Source organism: Filomicrobium insigne (genome assembly GCF_900104305.1).
GTDB lineage: Bacteria > Pseudomonadota > Alphaproteobacteria > Rhizobiales > Hyphomicrobiaceae > Filomicrobium > Filomicrobium insigne.
The window spans coordinates 410,765-436,862 of the sequence record NZ_FNJC01000001.1 but is presented as its reverse complement, the minus strand read 5'-3'; the positions used below and the strand labels follow the sequence as shown (position 1 = coordinate 436,862).

Below are 26,098 nucleotides of genomic sequence, written 5' to 3'. Positions count from 1 at the left end.
AATTGCCGTGAGCAACAAAGCAGACAAGGCGCGCAAGTCCAGGTTGGATGATGAACAAGCTTTTCGCGTTGGCACACGCATGGTGACAGGTGCCGCCTTAAGCATGCTGCTCGTTCTTGGATTGGGCGGATGGGCTGCGACAGCCGAACTTGCAGGCGCGATCATCGCGTCAGGTTCTGTCAATGTTGATCGCAACTTGAAGGCGGTTCAGCATCGTGATGGCGGCATCGTCGGCGAGATCGCTATTCGCGAAGGCGATTTTGTTAAAGCTGGCCAAATACTTCTACGCCTTGACGACGCCCAGACGCGAGCGGAACTCTCCATCGTTCGATCGCAGCTCGCGGAGCTGGCGGCGCGTCGCGCGCGCCTGAGCGCAGAGAGAGATGGTTTGGCTACGCTCGACTTTCCTGACGGCTTGGAGCACGAAAGCGAAACCGCATCTGGTGCTATTCGCGGCGAAACTCACTTATTCTCCGGAAACCGCACACATCGGGATAGCCAGAAGCAGCAGCTCGCGTTGCAAGTCGATCAAATTGGTGAAGAGGTGAGAGGACTGGAGGCGCAGCGTAAAGCCAAGGGCGATGAACTTGCACTGGTCGAAGTGGAGTTCACAAAGATCAAAAAATTGCTGCAGAAAGGTCTTGTCGAGGCACCGCGCCTTTACACGATTGAGCGTGAAATGACAAAATTGCTGGGAGAGCGCGGAGAAATTGATGCCGGCATCGCCCGAGCTAAAACGCGGGTTGGAGAAATCCGCCTTCAGATCATGGCCATCGATGAAAACGCGAGAACCGAGGCGCAACGGGAACTGAGCGTGGTCAACACCAGGATCTCCGAACTCCAGGAACGTCGTACCGCAATTGAAGATCGCCTGGCGCGTACGGATATTCGCGCGCCGATATCCGGCACCATCAACGAACTGAACATTCACACAATCGGTGGTGTGATTTCTCCGGCTGCAGTTTTGGCCACCATTGTGCCGGAAGGCGCCAAACTCAAGATAGAAGCGAAAGTTTCCCCGGTAAGCATCGATCAGGTTGCGGAAGGGCAGCGTGCAAGGCTACGCTTCTCAACGTTCAATCAGCGCACGACACCTGAATTGGAAGGCCGCGTGGCACGCGTGTCACCGGCAACGACGCGCGATGCGGCCACAGGTGAGGTCAACTATATGGCAGACATCGAAGTGCTGCCTGACGAACTCGCCAAGCTCGGGGATAAGACGCTGCTTCCGGGCATGCCAGTTGAAGTCTTCATCACGACAGAAGACCGCACGGCCCTATCTTACATCGTGAAACCCATCACCGATCAGTTCACAAAGGCGTTCCGCGAAGAGTAAGCGGAGGCGGAAGTTCCCACGCTATACAATTGTGGGCCATTGCGCTTGGGCGGTGAATTCCGAGGTCGGTTCGTAGGCTGAGGCGGCCTCGAACAGCAGGGCATCGTCGTGGGCCCCGGCCACGATCTGGAGTCCAACGGGCAATCCATCACTCGTCAGCCCGGCTGGGATGGAAGCAGCAGGCTGTCCCGTCAGATTAAAGGGATAAGTGTAATACACCCACGAAACGATGCTTCTGTCCTCGTACCCCGGCGGCGTATTCAACCCGACCGGGAACGCTGCCGTCGGCAACGTCGGTGAAAGAAGCAGATCGTAGTCCTCAAAGAACTCACGCATCTTTTCACGGAATGCATACCGTGCGAACACGCGGTCGTAGTAGGACCGCATATCTTGAGAAATCGCCTCTTTGAGAACTTCCAAAACGGCCGGATCAATCAATTCGGGTGCTGTTTCAACGGTTGCACGCAGGCGTGTCCCCACGCCGGCATAGAATTCTGCCGTCCAGATATCACCAGGGTCGTCCATGACGTGATCGACAACATCCACGTGGTGACCGAGAGCTTCAAAAGATTTCGCGGCTTTTTCACAGAGCGAAAGGACTTCCGCATCGGCTCGCGCATAACCGAGCGTTGGGCTCCAGGCGATCCTTAGAGGCCGCCCGGCGGGTTGACCTGGCGCAAAGTCAGGCACCGGTCCGGCTACGGTGAACGGATCACGGCGATCATATCCGCAAATCACCGAAAGAACGGCCGCCGCATCTTCGCAGGTCCGCGTCAATGGACCAACGTGCGCCAGCGTCGGTGTTGCGGAAACCGGAAAAATGGGAATGCGAGCAAACTGCGCTTTGAAGCCAACGAGGCCGCATAACGCGCCAGGGATGCGTAACGATCCTCCGCCATCGGTTCCAATCGTATAGGGAAGCAGACCGGAGGCAACGGCCGCAGCCGCCCCGCAACTCGAACCGCCGGGGGTCATATCAAGGTTCCAGGGATTCCGCGTTATCCCTGTGAGCGGGCTGTCGCCAACAGCCTTGCAGCCAAACTCGCTGGTTGTCGATTTGCCCAAGAGAACGGCGCCTGCGTTGCGCAAGCGTTCTGTGACGGGAGCGTCAAGCGCGGCCGGGGTATCCGCCGAGGCCTTCGACCCGGAACGAAGCGGAAGCCCCTGCATGGCGATCAGGTCTTTGATCGACGTCGGGATGCCATCAAGTATGCCGATGCGCTCGCCACGCATCATTCTTTGTTCAGAGGCTTGGGCCAGTTTGCGTGCGCCCTCAAGATCGAGGCACGCAAACATATTCAGTTTGGGTTCGAGCGTTGACAACCGGCCGATGACATCATCGAGCACTTCAATTGGCGAGGCTTCTTTGCGGGCAAAAAGGCCCGCCATTTCGCGCACACCCATGAAGGCAAACCCGGTCGCCATCCGCTCTCTCCCATAGTGTTTTGAGATTTTTTGCGGGGGAAGCGCGCCGCCTCCCCCAGCGTGTAAGAATTACTCTTCCAGGATCGCCACTGCACGAACTGGAGAACCCGATCCGCCTTTGAATTTGATCGGTAGGCCGATGAATTCAAACTCGCCTTTGCCGACGAGTTCTTCAAGATTGACGAGCCACTCAAAGTGCGAAATGCCGAGGTCGCGGCACAGCCTGTGCTGAGCGAAAATATTGTCGGAAGGCTTGTCCGTTGAAGGGCCTTCGACACCGTGCATGCGAGAGCCACGGTCGTGGAGCCAGCGAGTAGCCTCGACCGTGAGGCCGGGGTTACCCCACACGATCTTGTTGCGATCTCCCCAGTTGCGCGCATGGAAGCCCGTGCACAGAAGCACGATGTGCCCATCAACCTTCACACCAGCTTTTTGCTCGGCTTCGGCCATATGTGCTTCGGTGATGTCTTCTAGGTCTCCGATGTGACGCAGGTCGAAGCAAACCGCCTTGCCCATGAACAGGTCAAGCGGCATCTCGTCGATGGGCGCGCCCTTGGGATTAACGTGCAGGAACGCGTCGACGTGCGTGCCGACGTGATCGAGCATTCCGATGTAGTTTGTTTGGAACGTCATGGCGTCGCCGGGCACGCCCAGGCCCATTGACTGAGTCGCTTCGTGCGACAAGGCTTTCAAGTAAATGGGGCTCTGGAATAGCTTATGAGCCGGCATATTATCTTCGACGGTCAGACTCAGATCGACGATTCGGCGTGCCACGGGCGTACCTCCGGTAGTTGGCGTTGATAGTAAGGGGGGGCGGCTGCTCACTGCATGAGCGATGGCAGCCATGTTGCGAGAGCGGGGAAGGCCGCGACCAGGAACACCAGGATCAAGAGGATGATCCAGTAGGGGATCGAGCCTTGGAATATCCGCCCGAGAGTGGCATCGGGATCGTTGACGCAGCCTTTGACTGTATAGACGCACAGGCCGAGCGGCGGTGTCAGGAGGCCTGCCTCGATCGCGACGATTCCGATAATGGCAAACGCGATAGGATCGTACCCGGCGCTCAGCGCGAGGGGCGCGAAGATGGGAACCGTGAGCAGAATGATCGAAACGGAATCGATGAACATTCCCAGCACGAACCAGACCGCGACCATGATGAGGAGAATCGTCAGTGGAGAGTCGCCGACGCTGAGGAACAGCGTCTGGATGAAGTCTACGATTCCGCCGAGTGCAAGAAGGCGGGAATACATCTGCGCTGTGATGAGCAAGAACAGAAGCGGCGCGGAGATACGTCCGGTTTCAAGCACAGCCTCTTTTAGCCCCGTAAGCGGAACGCCTTTTAGGACTGCGAGGACGAGAGCAAGCAGTGCACCGATGCCAGCAGCTTCCGTTGGCGTAAAGGCGCCCAACCAAATTCCGCCGAGCACGGCAAAAATGAGAAGCGCAACGCCGAGGCCACCGAACACTTCATTGAGTCGGCTTTCGCCGTTTTCATCTTCCGCGATCGCCGTATTCGCGTGAGCGCCGCCGAATGCGGAAGGCCGAAGTATGGCGAAACCAATAATGAAGACGAAGAACATGGTCGCCAATAAAATGCCAGGTAGGACACCTGCCACGAAAAGGCGGCCGATCGACTGCTCGGAGATCACACCCCAGACAATCAGCAGGACACTCGGTGGAATGAGCATGCCGAGAGAGGCACTGCCCGCGATTGATCCCAGGGCAACCGACTTGTCGTAATTGTGCCGAAGCATCTGCGGGTAGGCGATCCGCGAAAACGCAGCCGCCGATGCAATGCTCACACCCGTTACGGCACCAAAGACGGCGTTTCCGCCAACGGTCGCGAGCGCCAGACGGCCGGGCAACCGCTTAAAGCCGCGGTTGACCAGATTGTAGAGATCCGACGCCGCGCCGGATCGCGAAATGAATTCACCCATCAACACGAAGAGCGGAATGACGGCGAACACGTAGTCTCGGATCGCTTCATATGTCGTGTTGGCCAGAAGCGAACCAGCTATCTCGAGGCTACCGGTAAGATAGGCAAGCCCGAAGAAGCTGCATAGCCCGAGTGCCAGGACCACTGGAACGCTGCACATAACCAGCAAAAGAAGGACTGCAATGATTGCAATCGCGAATTCAGGCCCGCCCATTAGTGTGCTCCCACTTTGCTGCTTTCGTCTGCAGGGACCTCATGGGAGGTGTGTGCGGTTTCGCCTTTAAGGACAGCCTTTACGGCGAGAAGGACGTAGTTGACGACTGCGAAAATAGAACACGAGACGATGATAACGCGCAGGGGCCACGTCGGAAGCTGGAATGAGGCATGTCCTTCGAACTCGCTGGTCGCAATGGCGCGCATCATCGGCGCATAAGACGACCAGGCGATCAGGCTAAAGAGACCAATGCCGAGGATGGCGATTACAGTCTCAAGTACGATCTTCCCGCGAGGCCCCAGCCAATTTATGAGTAGTTCCGAGCGCAACATCGCGCCGATACGCACAGTATAGCTGAGCTGTAGATAGGCGATGATGACGATGCCGTTCGCGACGATTTCGGCGATGCCGATGATCGGTTTATTCAGGAGAGAACGCATCACCACGTCAGTGGTAATGAGCCCCGCGATCAGAAGAAGAAGGATCGCAGCCAGATATTTCAAAGCTTCGCTGATGCGCTCGACGACTGTGTCGATGGTCTGCAACACCTGGCGTCACTCCTTGGAATGTAAAAGAAGGGTGTGGGCGTCACGAGGTGGATGAAGAACCCAGTGACGCCGCAAACGTATTATTTTACTTCGTAACGGTAGGGCCACTTGTGGCCGAGCTCTTCGAGCTTCGTCATGTAGAAGTTCATGACTTTGGCACCTGATAGCCCGCGTGACGCCGCATCAGTGGCCATGCGCTGAGGGAAGTCCTTCAACGCTGTTGCCCATTCTTTGCGAGCCTCATCGGAGATTTCGCGGACGTCGACCTTGAGCGCCTTGAGCTGTTCAAGGCCACTTGCGTCGTTACGCTTGCAGACCTCGGCCGTAACGCCGGCCCACTCCTCACCCATCTCTTTGAGGATATCCTGCACTTCTTTTGGCAGGCGATCCCACTTTTGCTTGTTGATGGTGACGGCGTTGACGTACTGCGCACCGAAATCAGCTTTTGTGAAATACGGAGCGACCTCATTTAATTTGAACGCTTTCCACCATGTCGAGGCGCTCACATAGCCTTCGTATACGCCGGATTGGATGGACTGGTACGCTTCATTGAGGTTTGAGGCGACAGGAGTCGCTTTGACGATCCAATCGAGATTGGTGCCTGCGCCAGCGATTTTATGACCTTCGAGATCCGCGAATTTTTCCCAGGCGAAGTTCGTGCCCAGGCCATAATTAGCCAAGCATGACCCGCCGAGATAAACTTGATTGTGCTGCTTCTCAAAGACGTCCTTCATCTCAGGGAACTCTGCGAAGGTCGCCTGCGCCGCTTTGGTCACCACTTCGGCGTCCGGGCTGCCGAACGGCAGAAACAGCGAGAACGTCTGCAAGAAACCGTTCGAGGGTTCAAAAATCAGGCTGATAAAGCCGATGTCGAGAAGCCCATCGCGCGTTGCTTCCAGAACCTCGGTCACCTTTGCGACTTGACCGGCGTGCAGCTCCTGGATTTTGACTTTGTGCTCTGTACGCTCTTCGATGCGTTTCTTCAGTTCAGGCGCGAACCACTTGTGCGCCGTCTCCGTGTACGCGAGAAGGCCTATGGGGTGCCCTGAGCCCATTCGCAGGCTGATCGTGTCAGCATGAGCAAGGCTTGATAGAGCCATTAATGGTAGCGATAGGCAAACAGCGGTAAACCCGCGCCGCGCGATCATAAGATACCCCCGTATACTGTTTAGATTCACAACAAAACGGCATGTGGCACGGTTATTACATCGGCCATCATCGTTTGATTACGCTATTGATTAAAAAGGCGTATTGACAATACGAAAAATAGATATGTTAGGTATAAACAATATTTATATCAAAGAAACGATGCTATAATTATTTGCAGTACTTGCAACTGTGTTGTGCAGCACAGAGGGGGCATATGGAACTGCGAGATTTAAGGACGCTTATCGGCATCGCGGAGTCGGGGAGTCTTTCGGGTGCCGCGCGCAAACTCAATCTAACGCAGCCAGCGTTGAGCGCCTCACTAAAGAGGCTGGAAGATGAGCTTAAAGTTCAATTGGTTGCGCGGCATTCTCGCGGAGCGGACGTCACAGAAGAGGGGAAGTTCGTTCTGCAGAAAGCCTATGCGATTCTGCATGATGTAGCTGATATGACCACGGTCGCGCAGGACCTCATCGAGGAGCCGATCGGCGACGTCCGTCTCGGCCTTCCGACTACTGTAGCGGGCGGCATTACGGCGGAACTTGTCCATAGATTGTGCACACGCCACCCGCTCGTGCGTCTTCATGTCATTGAAGCGATGAGCGGCGTGCTGGTCGAGCAGCTGCAGTTGGGGCGGCTCGACATGGCAATACTCTTCGACATTCAACCCATGGCGGGTTTGCGTAGTGAGCCCATCCTAATCGAAGAGCCCAGGCTGTTGGTTTCAGGCTCGCATGAATTGGCGTCGCGCAAGCAGATCCGTCTCGATGAGCTCGACCAGTTGGAACTCGTCATGCCGAGCCAGGTCCACAGCATTCGGGGACTAATCGATCGAATATCGAAGTCCGAGGGGGTCAGTCTCAAGATCATAGCCGATGTGGATTCGTTTCCTGGCATCGTATCGTTGGTGCAAAAGGGATATCCGACAATCTTTCCCACCTACCTCGTCCGAGAGCACATTGAACGGGGGACGATCGCCGCGATACCGCTCGTTCAGCCGCGGATAGACTGGACGCTTCATCTCGCTACGAGACAGGATAGCGTTCGGCCACGGGCCAGTCTCGCGACGGCGCGATTGCTTATAGACCTCTGCTCGGAATTGGTCGTGAATGGAATTTGGCCAGGTCGGCTACACCCACGCCGCGCGCCCTAGGTCTTGCGCGCCAGCGCTTGGAACGCCATAAGCCAAACAGCTTCCAAGTTTACGAACTGCATCGTCCTTCGTCCTGAAACACTCAGAGGAGCACGGAAATTATGAGCGGTCTGCTTGCCCTTCTCGACGATGTCGCGGCCCTCACAAAATTGGCGGCTGCTCAACTTGATGACGTTGCGACCCAGGCCGCGAAGGCTGGCACGAAAGTCGCCGGCGTCGTGATCGACGATGGCGCCGTAACGCCGAAGTATCTGCACGGGCTCCCCGCCGCCCGGGAAATTCCCATCGTGATGAAGATTGCGCGCGGCTCTCTTTTCAACAAGATCGTTATTCTTCTGCCCGCTGCACTGCTGTTGAATGCGTTCTTTCCCTGGCTGTTGACGCCGCTGCTGATGTTGGGTGGCGCCTATCTCTGCTTCGAGGGTGCCGAAAAAATACTACATTGGCTCGTACCGTCGAAGGATCACGGCCCCAAACCCGAAACACTGGATGCCGCGCGTCTGGAACGCGAGCGGGTCGCTGGTGCGATCAAGACCGACTTCATCCTATCAGCGGAAATCATGACGATTGCGTTGGCGACTGTCGAAGCTGAAACTATCTGGATGCAAGCCGCCGTGCTCGCCCTCATCGCCGTTGGAATTACTGCCCTCGTCTACGGAACGGTTGCGATTCTTGTGAAGGCGGACGATTGGGGTTTAAAGCTCAGCCGGACCGGCGATTGGTCGGTGACCCGTGCCATTGGTCGAGGAATTGTGAGAAGTATGCCCGGCGTGATGGCGTTCATCTCGACAGTTGGCACTGCGGCAATGCTATGGGTAGGCGGCTCCATCGTAATTCACGGAGTCGAGGTGTTTGGCTGGACCGGGATAGGACACATCATTCATGACGCAGCCACTGCCGTCAGCCATACTGTGCCGGCGGCTGGTGTAACGCTGGAATGGATTGTGAAGGCAACACTGGACGGCTTGTTTGGTCTCGCAGTGGGTTTCGCGGTTATGCCTATCGCGCATTACGTGGTCACACCGCTGATCGAATTTGGGAAAGGCCTGTTTCGTCAGGGGCGTCCACCTGTCGAAGGGTGACAGGCGGACGCAATAATCAAGCTGATACCGTTGGGCTGCCGTGCCACCGACTGCCTTTGGGCATCGTCTCACCCTTCATGAGCAGCGACAATGGACCCAGAACCGCACCCGGTTCCATAACGGTGTCGTAGAGAACAATGCTCATGTTGCCGATTGTGCAACCTTCCCCAATGTGAAGCTCTGACGACTTCATCACGCGATCTTCAAACAGATGGTTCTGGACCACGGTGCCGGCGTTCAGTGACGCGTGATCGCCGATGTTGACCAGATCGAACTCTGAGAACAGCGCCGTTTCGATGTAGCAGTAGCGGCCGATCTTGCAGCCCATAAGCCGAAGAAGTACGGATGCGAACGGCGTACCGAAGAAGTTCGTGATGAGCGGCGCCAAGAGCGTTTCGTAGAGGCCGTTGATCAACTCGTTCCACCAGACATAACGGCTCCAAAGTGGGACAACCTCGGGTTTGAAGCGTCCCATCACAAGCCATTTGAGGCCGACGACGGTTCCGATGCAGGTCATCAGCGCGAACCAGGACATCACCGGAATAGCGGTATATGCGCCCCAGACGCCGTACCAATTGTAGACGGCCACGACCACGAGCAGGCTCGCAATCCCGATGCCGCCAAAGACGTATCCCGGCAGAACGACGCGGAGGCCGTCGATGAGTGCACGCTGGAAGTACAACCAAAACGAAGGTTTATATGTCAGCCGCTGATCGAAGCACGTCACTTTCTGACGGTTCGGCAGGCGGAAACCCGGTGAACCAAGCCAGTCCGTGCCGTCAGGGATCGCATCCGACGTATGCGGCGATGATGAAAGGACGCCCAGAAGGCAATCGCTGCCGAGATTCACGCCGGTCGATAAAATGGCGCTGTTTCCAAGGAAGGAGCGGTCGCCGATTTCGTTGGTCGCGACTTCGAAACGGCCAAGGTGCGTCCGCGTACTTCCCGTCATGCTTCCATCGGCGAAGAATACGCCGTCACCTGCGATCAGCATGTCAGGATTGACCCGCCAGACCGTCGACATCTCGGTATGTTTTCCGAGGCGTGCTCCAAGGTAGCGCATCCACGCCGGCAGATAGAGGGTCGTGAAAATCGGCATGCCGATAACTTGCGCAATTTGCATCACAAGGCTGGATAGCCAATGCTGCAGATAGGCAATTGAGTAGACTTTATAAACGCCCGGCTTCGGATTGGGATAAACAAGGTTCTTGCAGAGCCCGACCCAGAGAGCGAAGAAGGTCATCGTTGCGGGTATGATCGCAAGAAAGCCCAAGGCGGCGACATTCGCAGGGTAATGCAACACCAACATCGCGGTGAGCCATGCTGACACGGCGACGGGGGCCACTGTCACAAGCGTGACGATGAAACCCAACGAGAGTTGCAGCAATGTGAACGTCGTAAGACGGAACCAGCCAAACAGGACGGGAGCGCCCTCGGGTGTCGCAACTTCGCTCTGCTGAGCTGGCGAGCCACGAAAGGCAGCGCTAGCCGGGACGATGGATCCGTCGGGAAGCATCGACTGATCGTCGAGGCGAGAATCGGCACCCATTTTGACGTTCAGGCCGAGAGCGGAGTGGCAGCCGATGAAACAGCGTTCGCCAATCTCCACGTTGCCGACGACGAGTTCGCCATCCTCCATTCGCAATGCAGGAAGCTGCGCGTCAACGCCGATGCTGACGTCATTTCCGATTTTGATGCAGTCCCACGCGTAGATGAGGCTCGGGTTGAGGACGCAGCGTCGTCCAACGCGTGCACCCATGAGTCGCCACATGACAGGCGCTAACGGCGTACCGTTGAGAGCCGACATCCCGCTCAGGTGCTGCAGACGAGAGACAATCCACCAGCGGAGGTAATAGCTGCCCCACAGAGGATAACGACCTGGGCGGAACCGTCCGATAATGGTCCACTTTGCGGCGATTGCGATAACAACCAGCGCCAGCCAGGTGGCCAGGACGACCGCAAGGCTCGTGATGGCCAGTTCGACAACGGAGGCACGTTTCTGTAACGCCTCCATGGCGAGCGGCAGAATATAGACGATCGGCAAAGCCAGTAGCGGCACAATCGACAGCATATAAAGGACTTGAAATAGTACGGTTGACCAGGGGCGCTTCGGGGCGATGGCCTTGGCTGGAACAGCCGTAGCAGCCGTGGCCGCCGTTTTGGTCTTGGCCTGAGCGCTGACCTTTTCAATATGGGCCGCTAACTGCCGAACGGTCGGATGCGCATAGGTGTCACGAACCGGTACGCTTACGCTTAAGTCAGCACGCAGCGCCGTAACGAGTTGAGCGGCAAGCAACGAGTGTCCGCCAAGATCTGTGAAGAAGTTCTGCTCAGGCCCAACCTTGGGGACCTTCAGAAGCTTCGCCCAGACCGCAGCGACGCGCTCTTCAAATTCCGACATTTCAGCGTCGGTCGAAGCGTCCTCTGTCACCAGCGCGCGCGTTGGTGCAGGCAGACGATTACGGTCCACCTTGCCGCTGGTCAGCATCGGGAACTTGTCTAAGACGTCGAGATAGGCGGGCACCATATAGGTGGGAAGCCGATCCCGAAGAATGGCAAGCAAGTGCGACCGGTCCAGGGCGCCTGCGCCTTCTGTTAGCAGCACATATGCGGCAAGGCTTTGAACACCATCGGCATCATAGACTTTGACAGCAGACGACGTGATCTCTGACTGTTCGACGAGAATTGCTTCGATTTCAGACAGCTCGATACGGAAGCCCCGCAGCTTGACCTGACTGTCGATGCGGCCGAAGAATTCCAGTTCACCGTCAGAATTCCAGCGGACCTGATCGCCAGTCTTGTAGAGGCGGAGCGTCTGAGAGGTCGCTAGCTCATCGGAGACGGCATCAGACGGCGGCGCCCACGAGATGAAGGCACGCCCAGTGAGTTCCGGTTGATTGAGGTAACCGCGAGATAAGCCATCGCCGCTGACGTAAAGCTCGCCCTTTTCCCCATGCGGAACAGGCCGCATCTCGCTATCGAGAATGTGCAGGTTATAGCCCGGGAGCGGACGCCCGATGGTTACCGGCTTTCCGGCCTCAAGTACGCTCGCCGTCGTGTTGACCGTCGCTTCCGTTGGGCCATAGACGTTGCGCATCGTAAGGCCTGGACGGCACCAGCGGTTCACGAGGTCAGCGGGGCAAGCCTCTCCGCTAACAACGAGCTGTCTCAGAGAAGGAATGTTCTGTGTCAGAGTGGACAGCAACGTGGGAACAGTCGACAGGAAGGTTATCTTCCGGGACTTGAGGTAGTCCGCGAGATCCGCACCGAAACGCGGCGTGGCCTTGTCGCCGCAGACGAGCGTCGCGCCGTTCGAGAATGCCATCCACATCTCTTCCACGGAGCCATCGAATCCCAGAGCAAAACCCTGGTAAACGCGATCGTCGGCCGTCGTGCTGCACACTTCATTGAAGGCTTCAACGAAGTGAACGACATTCCGATGTTCCGTAACGACGCCTTTCGGACGCCCTGTCGTGCCGGAAGTGAACAAGACGTAGCAGATGTCGTCCGCTTGGACGCGCGACTCGCTACGCGATAAGCGCGTGTCACTATAGCCACTCGCGGACATACGATACTGCTCGACGGTCACGACTTTGCCAGCGCTGATCTCTGACAAGCGCGCCTCGTATTCAGCCTCTGTCACGACAATCGCCAGATCTGCGGCTTCCGCGATATAGCGAATGCGGTCGTTTGGCAGTGAGGGTTCGATCGGAACGTAGGCGCCGCCTGACTTTAGGACAGCCAGAATCGTAATAATGGGCCACTGAGACCGGTCGAGTGAAATCCCTACAAAGCGTCCGGGGGTAACACCAAGAGCGCGCAGGTAGCGCGCCATTCTATTGGCTTCCTCTTCCAGCTCGAGATAGCTCAGAGCCTTATCGCCGCATTCAAGAGCAATTGCATCGGGTGTGCGGTCAGCCTGCCGCTCGAATATTTCGTGGAGGCAGGGCGCCATCCGCGTTGGCTTCCATGATCGACCGGAACGAGACAATTGATCCAGTCGAGACATGAGAGAGTCGGATTTGGATTGAATGCGCGTTTCTCGCGATTCAGTCCGTGCGTCGATACCAAAATCAGCAGCGGCGAGCGTATCACCGGCCGCAAGTGCCGCATCACGCCATTTATTCTCTTTAAGAACAGAACTCATGAAAACCGCCACATGCGCGAAAAAAAGATTGGTGCGTGTGTCGGAACGCAAACTTCGTGCCGATTATAGCCAGAAAAAAGCAAACGGATCTGTAAATACTTTTTTAACCACTAAGAGGAGGAGCGTCGAGCTTAACCAGGAATCGGTCTGTGATTTGCGCAGGGTATGGCCAGTTGTTCAAATTTGATACGAATTTGAGGCGGAGTTGAACCATGCCCCACACCGACATCCTGGGCTTTGAGAATACGTCGGGGCTCTATGCTGCGACTGATAAGTCAGAATTTCTTGATCATAAATGGCAAGATAAGAATTCGGTTTTCCGAATTGATCAGCTTGAGGCAGCGCTTGGAAATGTCGCGCCGGAAAGCTTTGTTAACGAAATGCGCGAGGGTTTGAAAAAGGTCGGCATGTCAATCCGGCTTAATCCATACATCCTCGACTTGATTGACTGGCGCAATGCAGAAAGCGATCCAATTCGCCGGCAGTTCTTGCCGATGCTCTCCGAGCTTGAAGAAGATCATCCATGCACGTCAGTAGACTCGCTGGACGAGCGTAAAACATCGCCGGCTCCGAACCTGATACACCGTTATCCCGACAAGGTTCTGTTCCTCGTCACCTCTGTTTGCCCGGTATATTGCCAATACTGCACGCGCAGCTATGCCGTAGGCCAGGCGACGGAGTCGTTGCAAAAAGATACGGTTACAAGTGCAAGCGGCTGGTTGGCCGCCCTCAACTACATCCGCTCAAACCCAAGCATTGAGGACGTTGTGGTTTCCGGCGGCGACATCGCCCGCCTGAAGCCAGCGAATATCAAACTCATCGGCCATGCGCTCCTCGACATCGAGCACGTAAGGCGTATTCGCTTCGCAACCAAATCGGTTTCCGTTCAACCGATGAAGTTCCTTTCGGATGATCCTTGGTACGAAGCGATCAATGAGGTGGCGCAGCGTGGCCGCTCCTTATTCAAGAGCGTCTTCGTTCACACCCACTTCAACCATCCGCGCGAGGTCACGCCGCTGGTTGAGAAGGCTATGCGTCGGCTCTTTTCGGATGGCATTCACGTTCGCAACCAGGCGGTTCTCCTGCGCGGCGTAAACGACAATCCCAGCACAATGATCGAACTGATCAAGAAGCTGAGCGCCGTGAACATCCAGCCTTACTATGTCTACTCATGCGACATGGTCATGGGTACAGAGCACTTCCGAGTTCCAGTAAGTGACATGCAAATGCTGGAGCGTGAGGTGCGCGGAGCGACCGCCGGATTCAACACGCCATTGTTCATCGTGGACACCCCAGGTGGCGGTGGCAAGCGCGACGTCCACAGCTTCGAGTATCAGAACTCGAAGTTCGGAGCGACGGGCTACCGGTCGCCGTCGGTCGATCGGAACCGGATGTACTTCTACTTCGATCCGCTGAGGACGCTTGATCCCGCAGCGCGTGCCGAATGGCGTGCTCCAGGTGGCCGCGATGCCATTTTGGCACGTCTTCCTTCGGTACTCCCCACGGCGAAGCCTTCCGTGATGGCCGCCGAGTAACAACCCCAAAGGACTGGCCCGCGCCCGGCTTTCAACGCGCGGGAGTGAGCCATGACCCAAATCCGTGTGTACGGGGCGGACCTCTGCCGTTTAACGGCAGAGGACTGCTATCCGATTCTGGACTCCAGTGAAGCGCAGAGAGCTGCCTCGATCAGCCATCTTCTGGTGCGAGAGGAGTTCGTCAAAACCCGTGCATTACTCAGAACGGTTCTCGGCGCATACACAGATAGAAGTCCGAGAGATTTCACGTTCACCACAGGTGTGAACGGAAAGCCGCGCCTTGTCGGAGACGATCAAATCCATTTCAACGTATCGCACGCGGCCGGCCGTGCCTTGATCGCGATTGCTCCGGGCGCTGTCGGAATCGACATCGAGCGCGCCGACAAATCCATCAATCATTTGGCAGTGGCGGCTGAGATCTTCAGTCCCGAGGAATATGCAGCCGTCGAGCGCGCTCCACGGCTTGACCGCAGCGAAATCTTCTTCACCATCTGGACCCGCAAAGAGGCATACCTCAAAGCGACGGGCTGTGGTTTTTCTGCCAATCTTGAGCGGATTTCCTCGATGACGCCGGACCGCGAGATCGAGGATACGAGCATGCCTCAAGGATCGGAACATTGGTTCGCTTATGACCTGCCCGCGCCGGAATTCTTTCGCGCGGCGTTGGTTACATCATCTGATAGCTTGGAGATATCGATGTCAGATGTGTCCGGCATTTTGCAGGCTCACTAGGCCAGCAATTCTAGCCGCGTCAGCTTGTAGGCTTCTCGTCAAGAACGCCCGTCCGACGCAGAAAAGCAATGATGTCGTCCGTTGCCTGTTTCTTAAGAGACCATGAACCACCGCAACACGTCACGCCTTGGATCATGCAGGAGTCTCTGGCCCAAGAGTGCCAATCATCCTCGGGCAGGAGCTCACCCGTGTGCGCGGAGTACATTTTGCCGTCATCCTCAATCCAGACACGACATTTCGAGTAGTTCTCGGCCTCAGGATCGTGTTCAGGCCACCAGCCAAGTTCCTCCCACGCGTGATGCGCTCCTTTATACACTTTGGTTTCAATGCGTTCGTTTCCCGCGTTCTTTATGCGCAAGGATTCTGCCAGGCAGGGTTTGGCCGGCGTCTGATCATCAAGTTCAGCCAACATAAATAGTATGGGCGCCCCAGTTGTCTGCGCGTTGCGCGTAATCCAAGTGCAGTCGGGAGAAATGGCAATGTGTGCTGCAAAGGCGATATCGTCTACGCCCATCCATTTGCGCCGGATCGTCAAGGCAGTATCCATTGCGACGGTGCCGCCTTTCGATACGCCCATAATCGCAATGCGATCCGGAATGAAACGCTCGTCTGCGACCAGTTTGGCAAGGCCAGCAATAGCGTCGTTTTCGACATCCCATTGCTCCAACACGCTCTGGTCATAAAGAGAATCCGTCAGGCCGCGCGATGCGAAGCTGTCGATGATAAGCACCGCAGCACCGACCTTTGTTAGCTCCCGCGCGTAGTACACCTCACGCGTCTCTTCGACACCACTGCTCGAGGGCGTGATCACGACCGCGGGAATGGGAAATTCTACGGCCTTTGGAATGTAGAGCGTAGCTTGGACTTCGACGGGTTCGTCATTTGTCGTACCCGGCACAACATTGGTGACAAACCTCATTTGCTCGGTCGTGAAAGGCTCCTTTGCTGGGCCCCGTGACAACAAAAAGCTAGCTAATATCAAAGTGACAATGGAAGCCAGCACTAGGCTTCCCCACATGAAGCGCTGTCTGCTCGCTGTCGTCCAAATGCGCTTCGCAAGTGGAAAGGTCATGCGATGAACTCTGTCTTGTCGCAGAGGAAATTTATCGGGTAATCAATCCAGCCTTTTTTGCGCTCTCGTCGTAACCAGAAACTCGCTGTTTGCTGGTCTATATCGACGATAGCTCGCGCGATGGTATTGCGATTGAACAGGCTTGAAACGGCGCCCCGGCTTTCGTCACTCATCAGCTCTTTCATCGAGGCCATGTCCATGCCCGGCCGGGCGAGATCGCACGCGCTGTCGTAACGTCGGAATGTACTTTTGCCGTCGGTCTCGTCTTGGAAACATCTTAGCGTCGGAGAGAGTAGATGATTTGTATGAATGCTGGGAGTGTCTGGATACCGCACGCTGTGTCGCATAGCGGTACACTCCACAACGCAAACATCCCCATCGCTGCCTACGAGATTGTGAGCAAAGCCTGAAGAGCGCGGAACAGCAAGAACACCGTTGAGCTCTGCATGTAAACTACGAATTTCGGCCATTCTGCGGGCGATCACGAGCTTAGGAACGCCGATCTGCCAGTCCGTATGATCCAAGCTGTTGATGGCTTGCACATAACCGTTCGAGCTGATGGACAAGGCCGTCCCCCCTAAGGGGCAGCCATAATAATAAAGCTCTAGAGTTGTCGTGTCTCCGCATCTCTTTTTCAGGATGCAGATATCGTCGGATGCATCCGGATCCCAATCTTCATTATGAGCGATTAAGCGGCCGTTGTTGGTAACGACCGTCGTGCATTTCTCATAGTCGTCATCGCCAAGTTCATCCTCGATGCTCATCGCCCACAGTTCGATTAGAGGGACACCAGCCGCATCGGCATAGGCGTCCAATTCCTCGACATAAGCGGGAAAGTAACGAGCGGTTTGCTGGAGCAGCGGCTTGGCTTCATTCAACAGCTCCTGCCAGTCCTCGTCTTCACGGGATTCGGCGAGGTAGCCCCTAATGATAGATCCAAACATTTTACCAAGCGCGCGACCGCAGGCCGAAGGGCTGTTGGCATCAATTTCGTGATAGTTACGGTGGGCCATTTCGTCAGTGTGTCTCGTGCTGGAATGAGAGCAGTTCGATGCAGAGGTGTTGGGTGCGAAGCGACGAATTATTTACTGAGCAAACAAAATACCAAACCCAATTGGCATCACAGGGCACATTGTAAATTTTTTATTACCGCAGCAGGTCATGCATTTATTAAACGACCGAACTCACGAAACCCGTCGTTCTGCACCTGGCATTGGAATTGCTTCTGTCCCCTCATTGGCTCTCAAAATTGTAAAACCTGCCTTTAGAGGACAGTATGTCGAATCCGATTATGATCCAGACGCCCCAAAATGGTGCCCGTCTATTTAAGACTCTTAACCTTCGTCAGCACGTTAAGTTGGTGGCGTCTATGGCCTTTGCGGGGCTCGTGTTGGCGTGTGCGCCTGCGCAAGCCGTCGAGGCAACAACAAATACCACACCGAACCGAGGTTCCTGCTCCGGTGTAGGCTTTATCTGGTGGAGTGAATTGCTCGCCCCAGAAACGGAAAAGCTGACGGACTTCTATTCCAAGGTAATGGGTTGGAATACGAAGGTCGTTGATGCTGATGATCAGACCCAGGAGCCCAGCTCTCCCGAGGATCGCTATACTATTTTCCTGAACGGCAACCAGGAGGTCGCCGGACTAATGCGAGCCAATCATCCGGTTGCGCCGCATACAGGATTAGGTTGGTTCACTTATATGGAAGTTGAGGACGTGGCCGCGACCATCGAGAAGGTGGAGGCTAATGGTGGCACCATCCTGCGCGATCCAATGGAGACCGAGAACGGTGATGTCATCGCAGTTGTGAACGACCCGATGGGCAACGTCTTCGGCATCGTGACGCCCGCTCAAAAGCCCAACTGCTGAACCGAGCGCTCCAGCAAAATACGCGTTCAGGAGGAAGCAATGAAGGCCTACTTAGTCAAGAATGAGAATGGCGGCGTCGCGAGCGGTTGGCTGCTTCGCGAGGGAGTATCGATAAATTCGGCCATGTGCCGGCCTCGTGGAACGCAAACGGAGCCGGTCAAGGTCGAAGAAGCGTCGGTCGAAACTGTTTTGCGTGGGGCGGCATCTCCCCAAAACGCAATCAGCCACCAAGAACATTCCTGAGTTTTGAGAAGATTAGGATCTAAAAAAAGCCGTGGCGGTAAGCCACGGCTTTTTTTATTTGTAAAGGCGCAAGTGAACTTGCGGATATGTCGCTAGGTCACTTCATAGGAAGGCCGCGACGAGGTTCACCAAGAGCCATCCGGAACTCAATGGTGGCATAACCACCTTCTTCACCGAACTCACCTGCAAATCCGTCATCAGCAAACTGGTAACCGCCAGAGCCGATGATCGTGGTAGCGACAGTGCCAATCTCAAAGTCTAGCTTCAAGAAGCCGCCAAGGCGCTGTGCATCACCGGAATCGTCGCCCAGAGCCCAAGCCTCAGGCCCAATCGTGAAACGGTCGAAGCTGTAGCCAACCCGGGCAAGAGAATAATAGTTGTCGAAAGCTGTCGAGTAGCTACCGCCGAGAGCGAAATACAGGGGCGAATTGCTCAGGTCGTTGGATTCGATATCGGCAACAACCTTGAACCCGAATTCATCATCCTCATCACGACCACGGAAATTGGGGTTGGGATCAGACGTAACAGATTCACGATCGTAGTATTCAGCACCAACAAGCACCGAGAGGTCGAAACCGTTACGAACCCACAAATAGCCGAACATGATGTCGCCGGTCCAATAGTCACCGTCAACGGAGCCGGGTCCATTACCGAACGGTCCTTGCCCAGGGCCATAGTCATAATCGTAATCGCCGATCGAGCCGTAAATCCGGCCAATCCAGCCGGACTGGCCTAAATCCCGATTGAAGCCATAGTAGATGCCGGAGTAACCCTCGCGAGCGCCATTGGTCAGTTCACCACCGGAAAACGTGACGATCGGGTATGCCAGATCGCCGTACGACGGTTGATAAAAGCCATCGTCACCTGCGAATGCTGAGGTTGCGATGAGGCCGGCAGTAAATGCCGAGGCCAGAGCGATCGTCGATTTCTTTATTGCCATAGCTGTTACGGCTTCCCCCTTGCCGGAGCCAAAATCCAAGAAACATTGCTAGTAGGATTAACTGAGTCGCGGGTTAACAGCACATAAACAGGTGCGCATACCTGAGGCATTGTTGCGAATTTGGTACAGTTCGCCACCGTGAAGCCGACGTAATGGTGATTCACAGAAAAATTTGGATGTGAAGAAACGCGGAACCGTATCGCAAAATGCTTTTACTTCAGCGCAGTAAAGCACGAAAAACGATTCGTTAAAATGGACCCAACAGAATGTGCGCTGAGGCCGGATGCCGCGACGCATGGTGCTGATGGTCCCATCTTAAGGGCCGTTTGGACACAGGACACGAGCGGCTCAAACGGTTCACGTATGACAGCAAAACAAGGCGAGTAAGGACGGGCTTGGATGACAGCCGGCTTGGCAATCATTGAACATATGTATGCCGGGGTTTCACGGCCGTTAGGGCCATCAGGGGCGCTTAGTGCCATCGATAAGTCAGCTGTTGCCGGTCCCTGGCGCGTTACCCGCACGGGGTTGGTTGGCGACGAGCAAGCTGATCCCCGGCATCATGGCGGGCCAGAGAAGGCGCTGCATCATTACGCCCGGGATCACTATGCGACGTGGTCAGCGGAGATACCCGAAATTTCGCCATTGCTCGATGAGCCTCCTGCCTTCGGTGAAAACATCTCCACTTATGGATTGACTGAAGCTGATGTCTGTCTGGGGGACACAATGCGTCTGGGCGCTGTGGTGTTACAGGTGTCCCAAGGCCGGCAGCCATGTTGGAAATTGAATGCGCGCTTCGGCGTGGCGGACATGGCCATGCGCGTCCAACGTTCAGGGCGTTCGGGCTGGTACTATCGAGTTCTCGAAGAGGGGAGCATTGAGCCGGGCGACACGCTTTGCCTGATTGAACGCCCACATCCCGAATGGCCGCTCGCTCGCGCGATTTCGGTTCTCTATCAGCGCACGCTCGCCTTCGAAGAACTGACCGCGCTTGCCGCAATCCCAACACTTGCAGAAAGCTGGCGCCGCCTGATGCAACGCCGCCTTGAGACGTCCAAGGTTGAGGACTGGAGCAAGCGGCTCACGGGCGTCGATAAAGAAGAGACATCCTGAGGTCTCCGGTCTGAGCGTCATCTAGGCGGCGGGAGGGGCTCAGAAGGACCCAAACAACGAGCCCAGGAGGATTACGGCGACGAGGGCGATAATGGCGCCGACGATCGCCACCATGACGATATCTCGATAGCTGTCCCCGTGCGTGGTCCCGCACACGGCAAGCAGGGTCACGACGGCGCCGTTGTGCGGGAGGCTGTCGAGAGTGCCCGAGCCGATCACCGCCACACGATGCAGCAGCTCCGGGTTGATACCCAGTTCATGGGCAAGCTGCATGTATGTTTCGCCAAGCGTATCCAGCGCAATCGTGAGCCCACCTGATGCGGAGCCGGTGAGCGCAGCCAAAACATTGGTCGCGACCGTGAGCGAGACAAGAGGCCCGCCCTCGATAGAGAGGACCCAATCCCGGACCAACGCAAACGCCGGCAATGCGGCAATGACCGCGCCGAAGCCCACCAGGCTTGCAACACTGACGGCAGGCAGCACCGCGGCGTTGGCGCCTGCGTCCATGCTTTCGCGCAATGCCGGCAGCCGTTGCCTGTTTGTGAGGATCAAAATCAGTGTTGCGGAAGCCAGTGCGACGGCAACAGACCAGACGCCACCCACCGCTGACAAAGACGTTGCTCCCCAACGCTCCTCTGCCAGGAATGAGAAATCCAGCGACGGCAAGATAAAGGTTGCCATAAGCAGGTTGATGCCGACGACCGCAACAAGTGGCAGCACTGCGAGTCCAATCGGCGGAAGGCTGTCGCTCTGTTGCCCATGTCGCAACTCTGCGGGGTCAAACTCGCGCGCGGTTGTTGCCCGTTCTCGAATAAGCTGATCGTCGGCCACTGTATCAAGCGGGCTCGCATTGTCGCCGCCAAAGCCCTCACCTGCATCTCGCGCCGAAGCCTCCACGCGGTTGAGCCACCACATCCCGAACCCGAACATGATGAGCGCGGCAACAATTCCAAGTCCAGGTGCCGCAAACGGGGTTGTTCCGAAGAACGGCATCGGAATGGCATTTTGAATGGCCGGTGTTCCCGGCAACGCCGACATTGTGAAGGTCGATGTCCCGAGCGCGATGGCTGCGGGCATCAGCCGCCGTGGGATGTTCGCCGCGCGAAACAGTTCCTGCGCCATGGGGGCCAGAACAAAGAAGGCGACAAACAGACTAACGCCGCCATACGTGACCATCGCCCCAGCAAGCACGACCGCCAACATGGCGTGGCTCGGTCCAAGACGCTCAGTCATGAAGCGCGAAATGGCTCGGACCGATCCGCTGTCGTCCATCAACTTGCCAAACAGCGCGCCGAGGAGAAATAGAGGAAAGAATTGCGCGAAGAAGTTTGCAGCGCTGCCCATGAACGTTTGCGTCCAGTGAGCAAGTAACGGCTGATTTGAAAGGGCGGCTGCCAGGAGCGCCGCTGCCGGCGCCAACAGAAGAATGCTCCAGCCCCGGTAGGCAAACCAGATCAACAATCCCAGGGCGATCAGGATTCCGAAAAGCCCCATGACCTAGCACTCCGCCAAAAGAACATCGAGATCGGCCGTGGAGCTCTGCCCGATATCGTTTTTGTGCACATCGAGAAATTCTGAAGCGCAACGTCGCCCTTCATCCCGCAGCATGGTGAGGAAGGCCCATTCGGCGTTTAGCTTTGACGAGTAACCCAACGTCACCATCATGTCGCTCATGATCCGATGGGTTCGCATACTAGCCCAACGCGCACCTTCTCCCGAGCCAGGGTCGGCCACCTGACGCAAAAGCGCGATCATCCTCAGCTCTTTCATGAGCGTCGCATTGAAGGAGACCTCATTCAGTCGATTGAAAATCTCCGCTGCGGTCCTGGGCGTTCCCGGGCGCTCCCGAGGGTTGATTTGTACGAGGATCGTATCCTGCGCATCGCTTTCACGGACCAGGGGCGTAATTGTCGGATTTCCCGCAAATCCACCATCCCAGTAGGGTTCACCGTCTATTTCCACGGATTGAAACAGTGTTGGCAGACATGCGGAGGCGAGTAGGACCTCCGGCGTAATTTCCGCGTTCCGGAAGATGCGGCCGCGCCCGGTTCGGACGTTTGTAGCCGTAACGAACAGTTTGATCGGCGCGCGGGAGAGCCTCTCAAAATCGATACTCTCTTCCAGGATCCGGGTAAGTGGATTGAACCCTTGCGGATTGAGGTCGTAGGGCGAGAAAACTCGCGACATCAAATCCATCGCGATGAAGGCTGGTGACGTATCAAGCGTCCAACGCCCGAGCATCCGATCGATTGGAGTTCGTTGCAGGGGGCTTAAGGCGGCGGCCCGAGATACGCGATTCCAATAGGCATCAAGAGCCGCGCGTGCACCAATCGCGCCGTTGTCTGTCCAGCCATCGGCGAGGACGGCAGCATTCATCGCGCCGGCCGATGTGCCAGAGATGGCGTCAATCTTGAGGTCAGGCTCTTCGAGAAGCCTATCCAATACGCCCCAAGTAAATGCGCCATGAGACCCCCCACCTTGCAGCGCGAGGTCAATGAGCTTCACCGTCGTTCGACGGCGGGAACCAGATCTGTTGGTCGTCTTGCCCCCACCCGATGGCATCCGTTGCTATCCCTACTCCCAACATACCCTTCTGGTTCGGCAGAAGTCCGGAAACGTCACGCTGGAACGGCGCGATGGTCATGCCGCATGCGCCAACCAAGCGAAATCCACCAGAACCCATGGATGAGCAGATCCACGCCCACGACGAGGCCAAGCACCCATAGGCCACTGATCGGCCACTGAGTGAGGATGACTGCACCAGCGGCGATGCCGACGACTCCGGAAAGTAATAGAAGCCATCCGGCCCAGTCCCAGTATTGAAAGGCTTGGAAAAGACGCACGATACCGGAAGCGATCAACGCGATCCCGAAAACGAGCGTGAGGGCGATCGAAGCGCGCAGCGGGTCGGCGACAAGTAGGACACCACCGGCTGCGTACAAGAAGCCGACCAACAGCCTCAGCAGGAAGCCGCGCCAATGCTGTGCGGAGAAGGAATGAATGATTTCCGCGATACCAGCAACAAGCAGAACGATACCGATCAGCACAGCACTGATAACCGTTGCAAGGGCCAAATCTCCGAGAATGAAAAGCCCGGCGATAACAAAGACGACCCCGAGCAGAATAGCGCCCCACCAACTCGCACCGCCAGAATCGGTATAGGTAATTGATTTGTCCGCCATGATTTAATCTCCAGGAATTGGGGTTGCAAAACCTTATCGAGTTCGCGGCCATGCGATTGCACGACCGCGTCGAACACCATTATTTTTCCGGAGTGGTCATCTTTGGGACCGCACCGCTCATATTTCCGGTTGCAGGAAGTTTCCCGGCTTCGTCGCCCATGGTCTTAGCGGGGCCTTTGGGGCCGACAGATCCGGTTTCCATTTCGGGGGAGGGGCGAGGAGTAGCTCCCATTTCTGGGAGACGCTCGCTCATGGTCCCGGTCGCAGGCAGTTTTCCGGCTTCATCGCCCATGGACTTGGGCGGACCACCTTTCGTATTGTCCTGAGAGATCGCTGGTGAGGATATTGCGCCGGCCAAGAGAATAAGAAGTGCCGATGTCAGATAAGGTCTCATTTTTAGGTCTCCGCAGTGAATGAATCCGCTATGAGACCCCCCATTCTCAGTGCCCACTATAAAAGAAAATTTTGCTTTGGCGTATCAATTAATTTTCGAGGCGCGGCAATAGTTAATGGATAGCTATAGAGATAATTTCGAAATTCATGCGGTGGGTGCGGAGTTGCAAGGTGTTGATTCATTGCGTTTTGCAAAAGTGGCAGGAGAAAAATAGTTCAGCCGACGGAATATGATGGGCGGAATTAAAAATTAAAAGGCGCGTGAGGCGCAAGCTTGAGTAACGTGGCTAGGGAGCCGCAAAAGACGCAGAGCATCATGGAGGCGTCAATGCAAATGGTAAGGCTCGATGCTGCCGAACAGAGAGCCGCTTAAGAGGCGCAAATAACACTTAAAATTGAAGGCCCTTAATAAGATGTCTTCCCCGGCCTGATGACCGGGGAAGCATATTTGCAACTCGGTATGCCGTGGTTAGTGTCTGGCCAATTTCTCCTTACGCTCCACGAGAATACGCTCAGCAGCCTCGAAGGCCTCGCGCACGGCTACGTTGACATCCTCAGCGGCTTCACCGCGACTTGCCTCACCTGTGACGTTAATATCCGGACCAGGAATTGAGAGTTTCAGGTGGACCTTGAACTCCCGGCCTGTAACTTTCCGTTTTTGAGGAGCTTCTATCACGACTTCACAGGCAACGATCCTGGGATAGAGCTTCTGAAGATCCGTGAGACGTTGTCGGACTTGGTTCTCGACCGCCTCAGAAGACTCTAGATGCCGAAACGTGATGATGAGTGGGTCTTGCATAGTCTTGCCTCGCGAAGTGAAGCCTACAGCGTCAAAGCTGGATGCGACGGAAACGGATGGATTATGTAAGTGAAACCCCCGCCGTGAAATGTTCCAAACTCTTTGCACTGCATCAAAGCCAACGAGTGTTGGTCCTATTTATTTAGGTATGGAAGCGGCCACGGCCTAGACCGTCAACAGCGAAAAATTGACTGCAGGGTGTGCGCATGAAGGCAATGATTTTCGAAAAGCTTGACAAGCCTCTGCAACTTGTCGAGCGGCCAGATCCAACGCCCGGCGAAGGTGAAGTACGTGTAAAGATAGAAGCATGTGCGGTGTGCCGGACCGACCTTCATATCGTTGATGGTGATCTGTCAGAGCCAAAGTTGCCGTTGGTGCCAGGGCACGAGATCGTCGGCATTGTTGATGCCGTCGGACCGGGTGTTTCCGCAGATCGAATTGGACACCGCGTTGGCATACCCTGGCTGGGCCAGACTTGTGGGCAGTGCGGTTATTGCCGGAGCGATCGTGAAAACCTCTGTGACCATCCTTTGTTCACTGGTTACACGCGCGACGGAGGATTTGCCACGCATACGGTGGCCACGTCGGACTTCGCGTTTGACCTCGATCCCAACGCTGATCCGATAGCAACGTCACCTCTCCTGTGTGCAGGTTTGATTGGATGGAGGTCGTTGCGCCATGCTGGTGAAGGCAAAATGATAGGGATCTACGGTTTTGGTGCGGCGGCTCATATCATTACTCAGATATGTCTGTGGCAGGGGCGTGCCGTGTACGCCTTCACCCGCCCCGGAGATACGAAATCGCAAGAGTTTGCGCGAAGCCTTGGGGTCACATGGGTGGGCGGTTCAGATGAACCTTCGCCGGAACTTCTCGATGCTGCGATAATTTTTGCACCGGTGGGCGCGCTCGTCCCGGCCGCTCTTGCGGCGGTCGCTAAAGGCGGAAGGGTCGTGTGCGGTGGCATTCACATGAGCGACATTCCGCAAATGCGCTACCGCTTGATCTGGGGCGAGCGCGAGCTTGTATCGGTGGCAAACCTAACGCGTCAGGATGCGCGGGAGTTCTTCCCTGTAGCCCGCAAGGCTGGGGTGAAGACGCATACCACGGTTTATCCCCTGGACGCGGCCAACGACGCGTTGGCGGATTTGCGCTCCGGTCGACTTAATGGAGCAGCGGTACTGGTGCCGTAATGTTCGGCCGATATGGGTACCACCGATCCAACAAAGCTCTTTCCA

General features: G+C 56.1%; 23 protein-coding genes. 9 read left to right on the top strand and 14 right to left on the bottom strand.

What is annotated here, in order from left to right; all coding sequences use genetic code 11:
* The first annotated feature begins 7 nt into the window (after window positions 1–7).
* Window positions 8–1,336: an HlyD family type I secretion periplasmic adaptor subunit gene (locus tag BLS30_RS02030; protein ID WP_046477970.1), complete on the top strand. Its 1,329-nt coding sequence runs from the start codon at window positions 8–10 to the stop codon at window positions 1,334–1,336.
* A gap of 21 nt (window positions 1,337–1,357) precedes the next feature.
* On the opposite strand, the gene BLS30_RS02025 is transcribed toward BLS30_RS02030, so the two are convergent.
* The 5 genes from BLS30_RS02025 to BLS30_RS02005 form a co-directional block, all read right to left on the bottom strand.
* Window positions 1,358–2,761, bottom strand: a complete 1,404-nt coding sequence (locus BLS30_RS02025) for an amidase family protein (RefSeq protein WP_090226238.1) — start codon at window positions 2,759–2,761, stop codon at window positions 1,358–1,360.
* 69 nt (window positions 2,762–2,830) lie between these two features.
* Window positions 2,831–3,535: a cyclase family protein gene (locus BLS30_RS02020; protein WP_046477972.1), complete on the bottom strand. Its 705-nt coding sequence runs from the start codon at window positions 3,533–3,535 to the stop codon at window positions 2,831–2,833.
* Between the two features lie 47 nt (window positions 3,536–3,582).
* On the bottom strand, window positions 3,583–4,911 hold the full coding sequence (locus tag BLS30_RS02015; RefSeq protein WP_046477973.1) for a TRAP transporter large permease: 1,329 nt from the start codon (window positions 4,909–4,911) through the stop codon (window positions 3,583–3,585).
* Window positions 4,911–5,459, bottom strand: coding sequence for a TRAP transporter small permease (locus BLS30_RS02010; RefSeq protein WP_046477974.1), 549 nt, complete (start codon window positions 5,457–5,459; stop codon window positions 4,911–4,913). The genes BLS30_RS02015 and BLS30_RS02010 overlap by 1 nt, the downstream gene beginning before the upstream one ends.
* Window positions 5,460–5,539: 80 nt before the next feature.
* Window positions 5,540–6,607, bottom strand: a complete 1,068-nt coding sequence (locus BLS30_RS02005) for a C4-dicarboxylate TRAP transporter substrate-binding protein (RefSeq protein WP_046477975.1) — start codon at window positions 6,605–6,607, stop codon at window positions 5,540–5,542.
* Between the two features lie 215 nt (window positions 6,608–6,822).
* Between BLS30_RS02005 and BLS30_RS02000 the strand changes: the two genes are divergently transcribed.
* On the top strand, window positions 6,823–7,758 hold the full coding sequence (locus BLS30_RS02000; RefSeq protein WP_046477976.1) for a LysR family transcriptional regulator: 936 nt from the start codon (window positions 6,823–6,825) through the stop codon (window positions 7,756–7,758).
* 101 nt (window positions 7,759–7,859) lie between these two features.
* Window positions 7,860–8,840, top strand: a complete 981-nt coding sequence (locus BLS30_RS01995) for a DUF808 domain-containing protein (RefSeq protein WP_046477977.1) — start codon at window positions 7,860–7,862, stop codon at window positions 8,838–8,840.
* 16 nt (window positions 8,841–8,856) lie between these two features.
* Here BLS30_RS01995 and BLS30_RS01990 read toward each other — a convergent pair whose 3' ends face one another.
* Window positions 8,857–12,987 (bottom strand): Pls/PosA family non-ribosomal peptide synthetase, encoded by a 4,131-nt coding sequence (locus BLS30_RS01990; protein WP_210183986.1) that lies wholly within the window; start codon window positions 12,985–12,987, stop codon window positions 8,857–8,859.
* Window positions 12,988–13,199: 212 nt separating this feature from the next.
* Here BLS30_RS01990 and BLS30_RS01985 point away from each other — a divergent pair, with 212 nt between their 5' ends.
* Window positions 13,200–14,522, top strand: a complete 1,323-nt coding sequence (locus tag BLS30_RS01985) for a KamA family radical SAM protein (protein WP_046477978.1) — start codon at window positions 13,200–13,202, stop codon at window positions 14,520–14,522.
* 51 nt (window positions 14,523–14,573) lie between these two features.
* Window positions 14,574–15,254, top strand: a complete 681-nt coding sequence (locus BLS30_RS01980) for a 4'-phosphopantetheinyl transferase family protein (RefSeq protein WP_090226235.1) — start codon at window positions 14,574–14,576, stop codon at window positions 15,252–15,254.
* 19 nt (window positions 15,255–15,273) lie between these two features.
* Here the strand turns inward: BLS30_RS01980 and BLS30_RS01975 are convergent, their stop codons facing one another.
* Together BLS30_RS01975 and BLS30_RS01970 are read right to left on the bottom strand one after the other, a co-directional pair.
* Complete coding sequence (locus tag BLS30_RS01975) at window positions 15,274–16,326, bottom strand: dienelactone hydrolase family protein (RefSeq protein WP_090226232.1); 1,053 nt, start codon at window positions 16,324–16,326, stop codon at window positions 15,274–15,276.
* Entirely contained in the window at window positions 16,323–17,339 is a 1,017-nt protein-coding gene (locus tag BLS30_RS01970; protein WP_090226230.1) for a C45 family autoproteolytic acyltransferase/hydrolase, read from the bottom strand. Before BLS30_RS01970 ends, BLS30_RS01975 begins: the two co-directional genes overlap by 4 nt.
* Window positions 17,340–17,602: 263 nt before the next feature.
* Here BLS30_RS01970 and BLS30_RS01965 point away from each other — a divergent pair, with 263 nt between their 5' ends.
* Window positions 17,603–18,193, top strand: a complete 591-nt coding sequence (locus BLS30_RS01965; protein WP_090226227.1) for a VOC family protein — start codon at window positions 17,603–17,605, stop codon at window positions 18,191–18,193.
* 39 nt (window positions 18,194–18,232) lie between these two features.
* Window positions 18,233–18,436: a hypothetical protein gene (locus BLS30_RS01960; RefSeq protein WP_046477982.1), complete on the top strand. Its 204-nt coding sequence runs from the start codon at window positions 18,233–18,235 to the stop codon at window positions 18,434–18,436.
* A 97-nt stretch (window positions 18,437–18,533) separates the two neighbouring features.
* Here the strand turns inward: BLS30_RS01960 and bcsS are convergent, their stop codons facing one another.
* Window positions 18,534–19,376: a cellulose biosynthesis protein BcsS gene (gene bcsS / locus BLS30_RS01955; protein ID WP_046477983.1), complete on the bottom strand. Its 843-nt coding sequence runs from the start codon at window positions 19,374–19,376 to the stop codon at window positions 18,534–18,536.
* A gap of 399 nt (window positions 19,377–19,775) precedes the next feature.
* On the opposite strand from bcsS, the gene BLS30_RS01950 reads away from it, so the two are divergent.
* Window positions 19,776–20,489: an MOSC domain-containing protein gene (locus BLS30_RS01950; protein WP_046477984.1), complete on the top strand. Its 714-nt coding sequence runs from the start codon at window positions 19,776–19,778 to the stop codon at window positions 20,487–20,489.
* Window positions 20,490–20,528: 39 nt separating this feature from the next.
* Here the strand turns inward: BLS30_RS01950 and BLS30_RS01945 are convergent, their stop codons facing one another.
* The 5 genes from BLS30_RS01945 to BLS30_RS01925 form a co-directional block, all read right to left on the bottom strand.
* Entirely contained in the window at window positions 20,529–21,983 is a 1,455-nt protein-coding gene (locus BLS30_RS01945) for a GntP family permease (protein ID WP_090226222.1), read from the bottom strand.
* Window positions 21,984–21,986: 3 nt separating this feature from the next.
* Entirely contained in the window at window positions 21,987–23,051 is a 1,065-nt protein-coding gene (locus tag BLS30_RS01940; protein WP_046477986.1) for a patatin-like phospholipase family protein, read from the bottom strand.
* A gap of 56 nt (window positions 23,052–23,107) precedes the next feature.
* Window positions 23,108–23,671, bottom strand: a complete 564-nt coding sequence (locus BLS30_RS01935) for an HdeD family acid-resistance protein (protein ID WP_046477987.1) — start codon at window positions 23,669–23,671, stop codon at window positions 23,108–23,110.
* A 79-nt stretch (window positions 23,672–23,750) separates the two neighbouring features.
* The gene (locus BLS30_RS01930) at window positions 23,751–24,065 is read right to left on the bottom strand and encodes a hypothetical protein (protein WP_046477988.1); all 315 of its coding nucleotides are present in this window, start codon (window positions 24,063–24,065) and stop codon (window positions 23,751–23,753) included.
* Between the two features lie 468 nt (window positions 24,066–24,533).
* Complete coding sequence (locus tag BLS30_RS01925) at window positions 24,534–24,863, bottom strand: HPF/RaiA family ribosome-associated protein (protein WP_052743792.1); 330 nt, start codon at window positions 24,861–24,863, stop codon at window positions 24,534–24,536.
* A gap of 206 nt (window positions 24,864–25,069) precedes the next feature.
* On the opposite strand from BLS30_RS01925, the gene BLS30_RS01920 reads away from it, so the two are divergent.
* Complete coding sequence (locus BLS30_RS01920) at window positions 25,070–26,053, top strand: zinc-dependent alcohol dehydrogenase family protein (RefSeq protein WP_090226219.1); 984 nt, start codon at window positions 25,070–25,072, stop codon at window positions 26,051–26,053.
* Window positions 26,054–26,098: the final 45 nt, after the last annotated feature.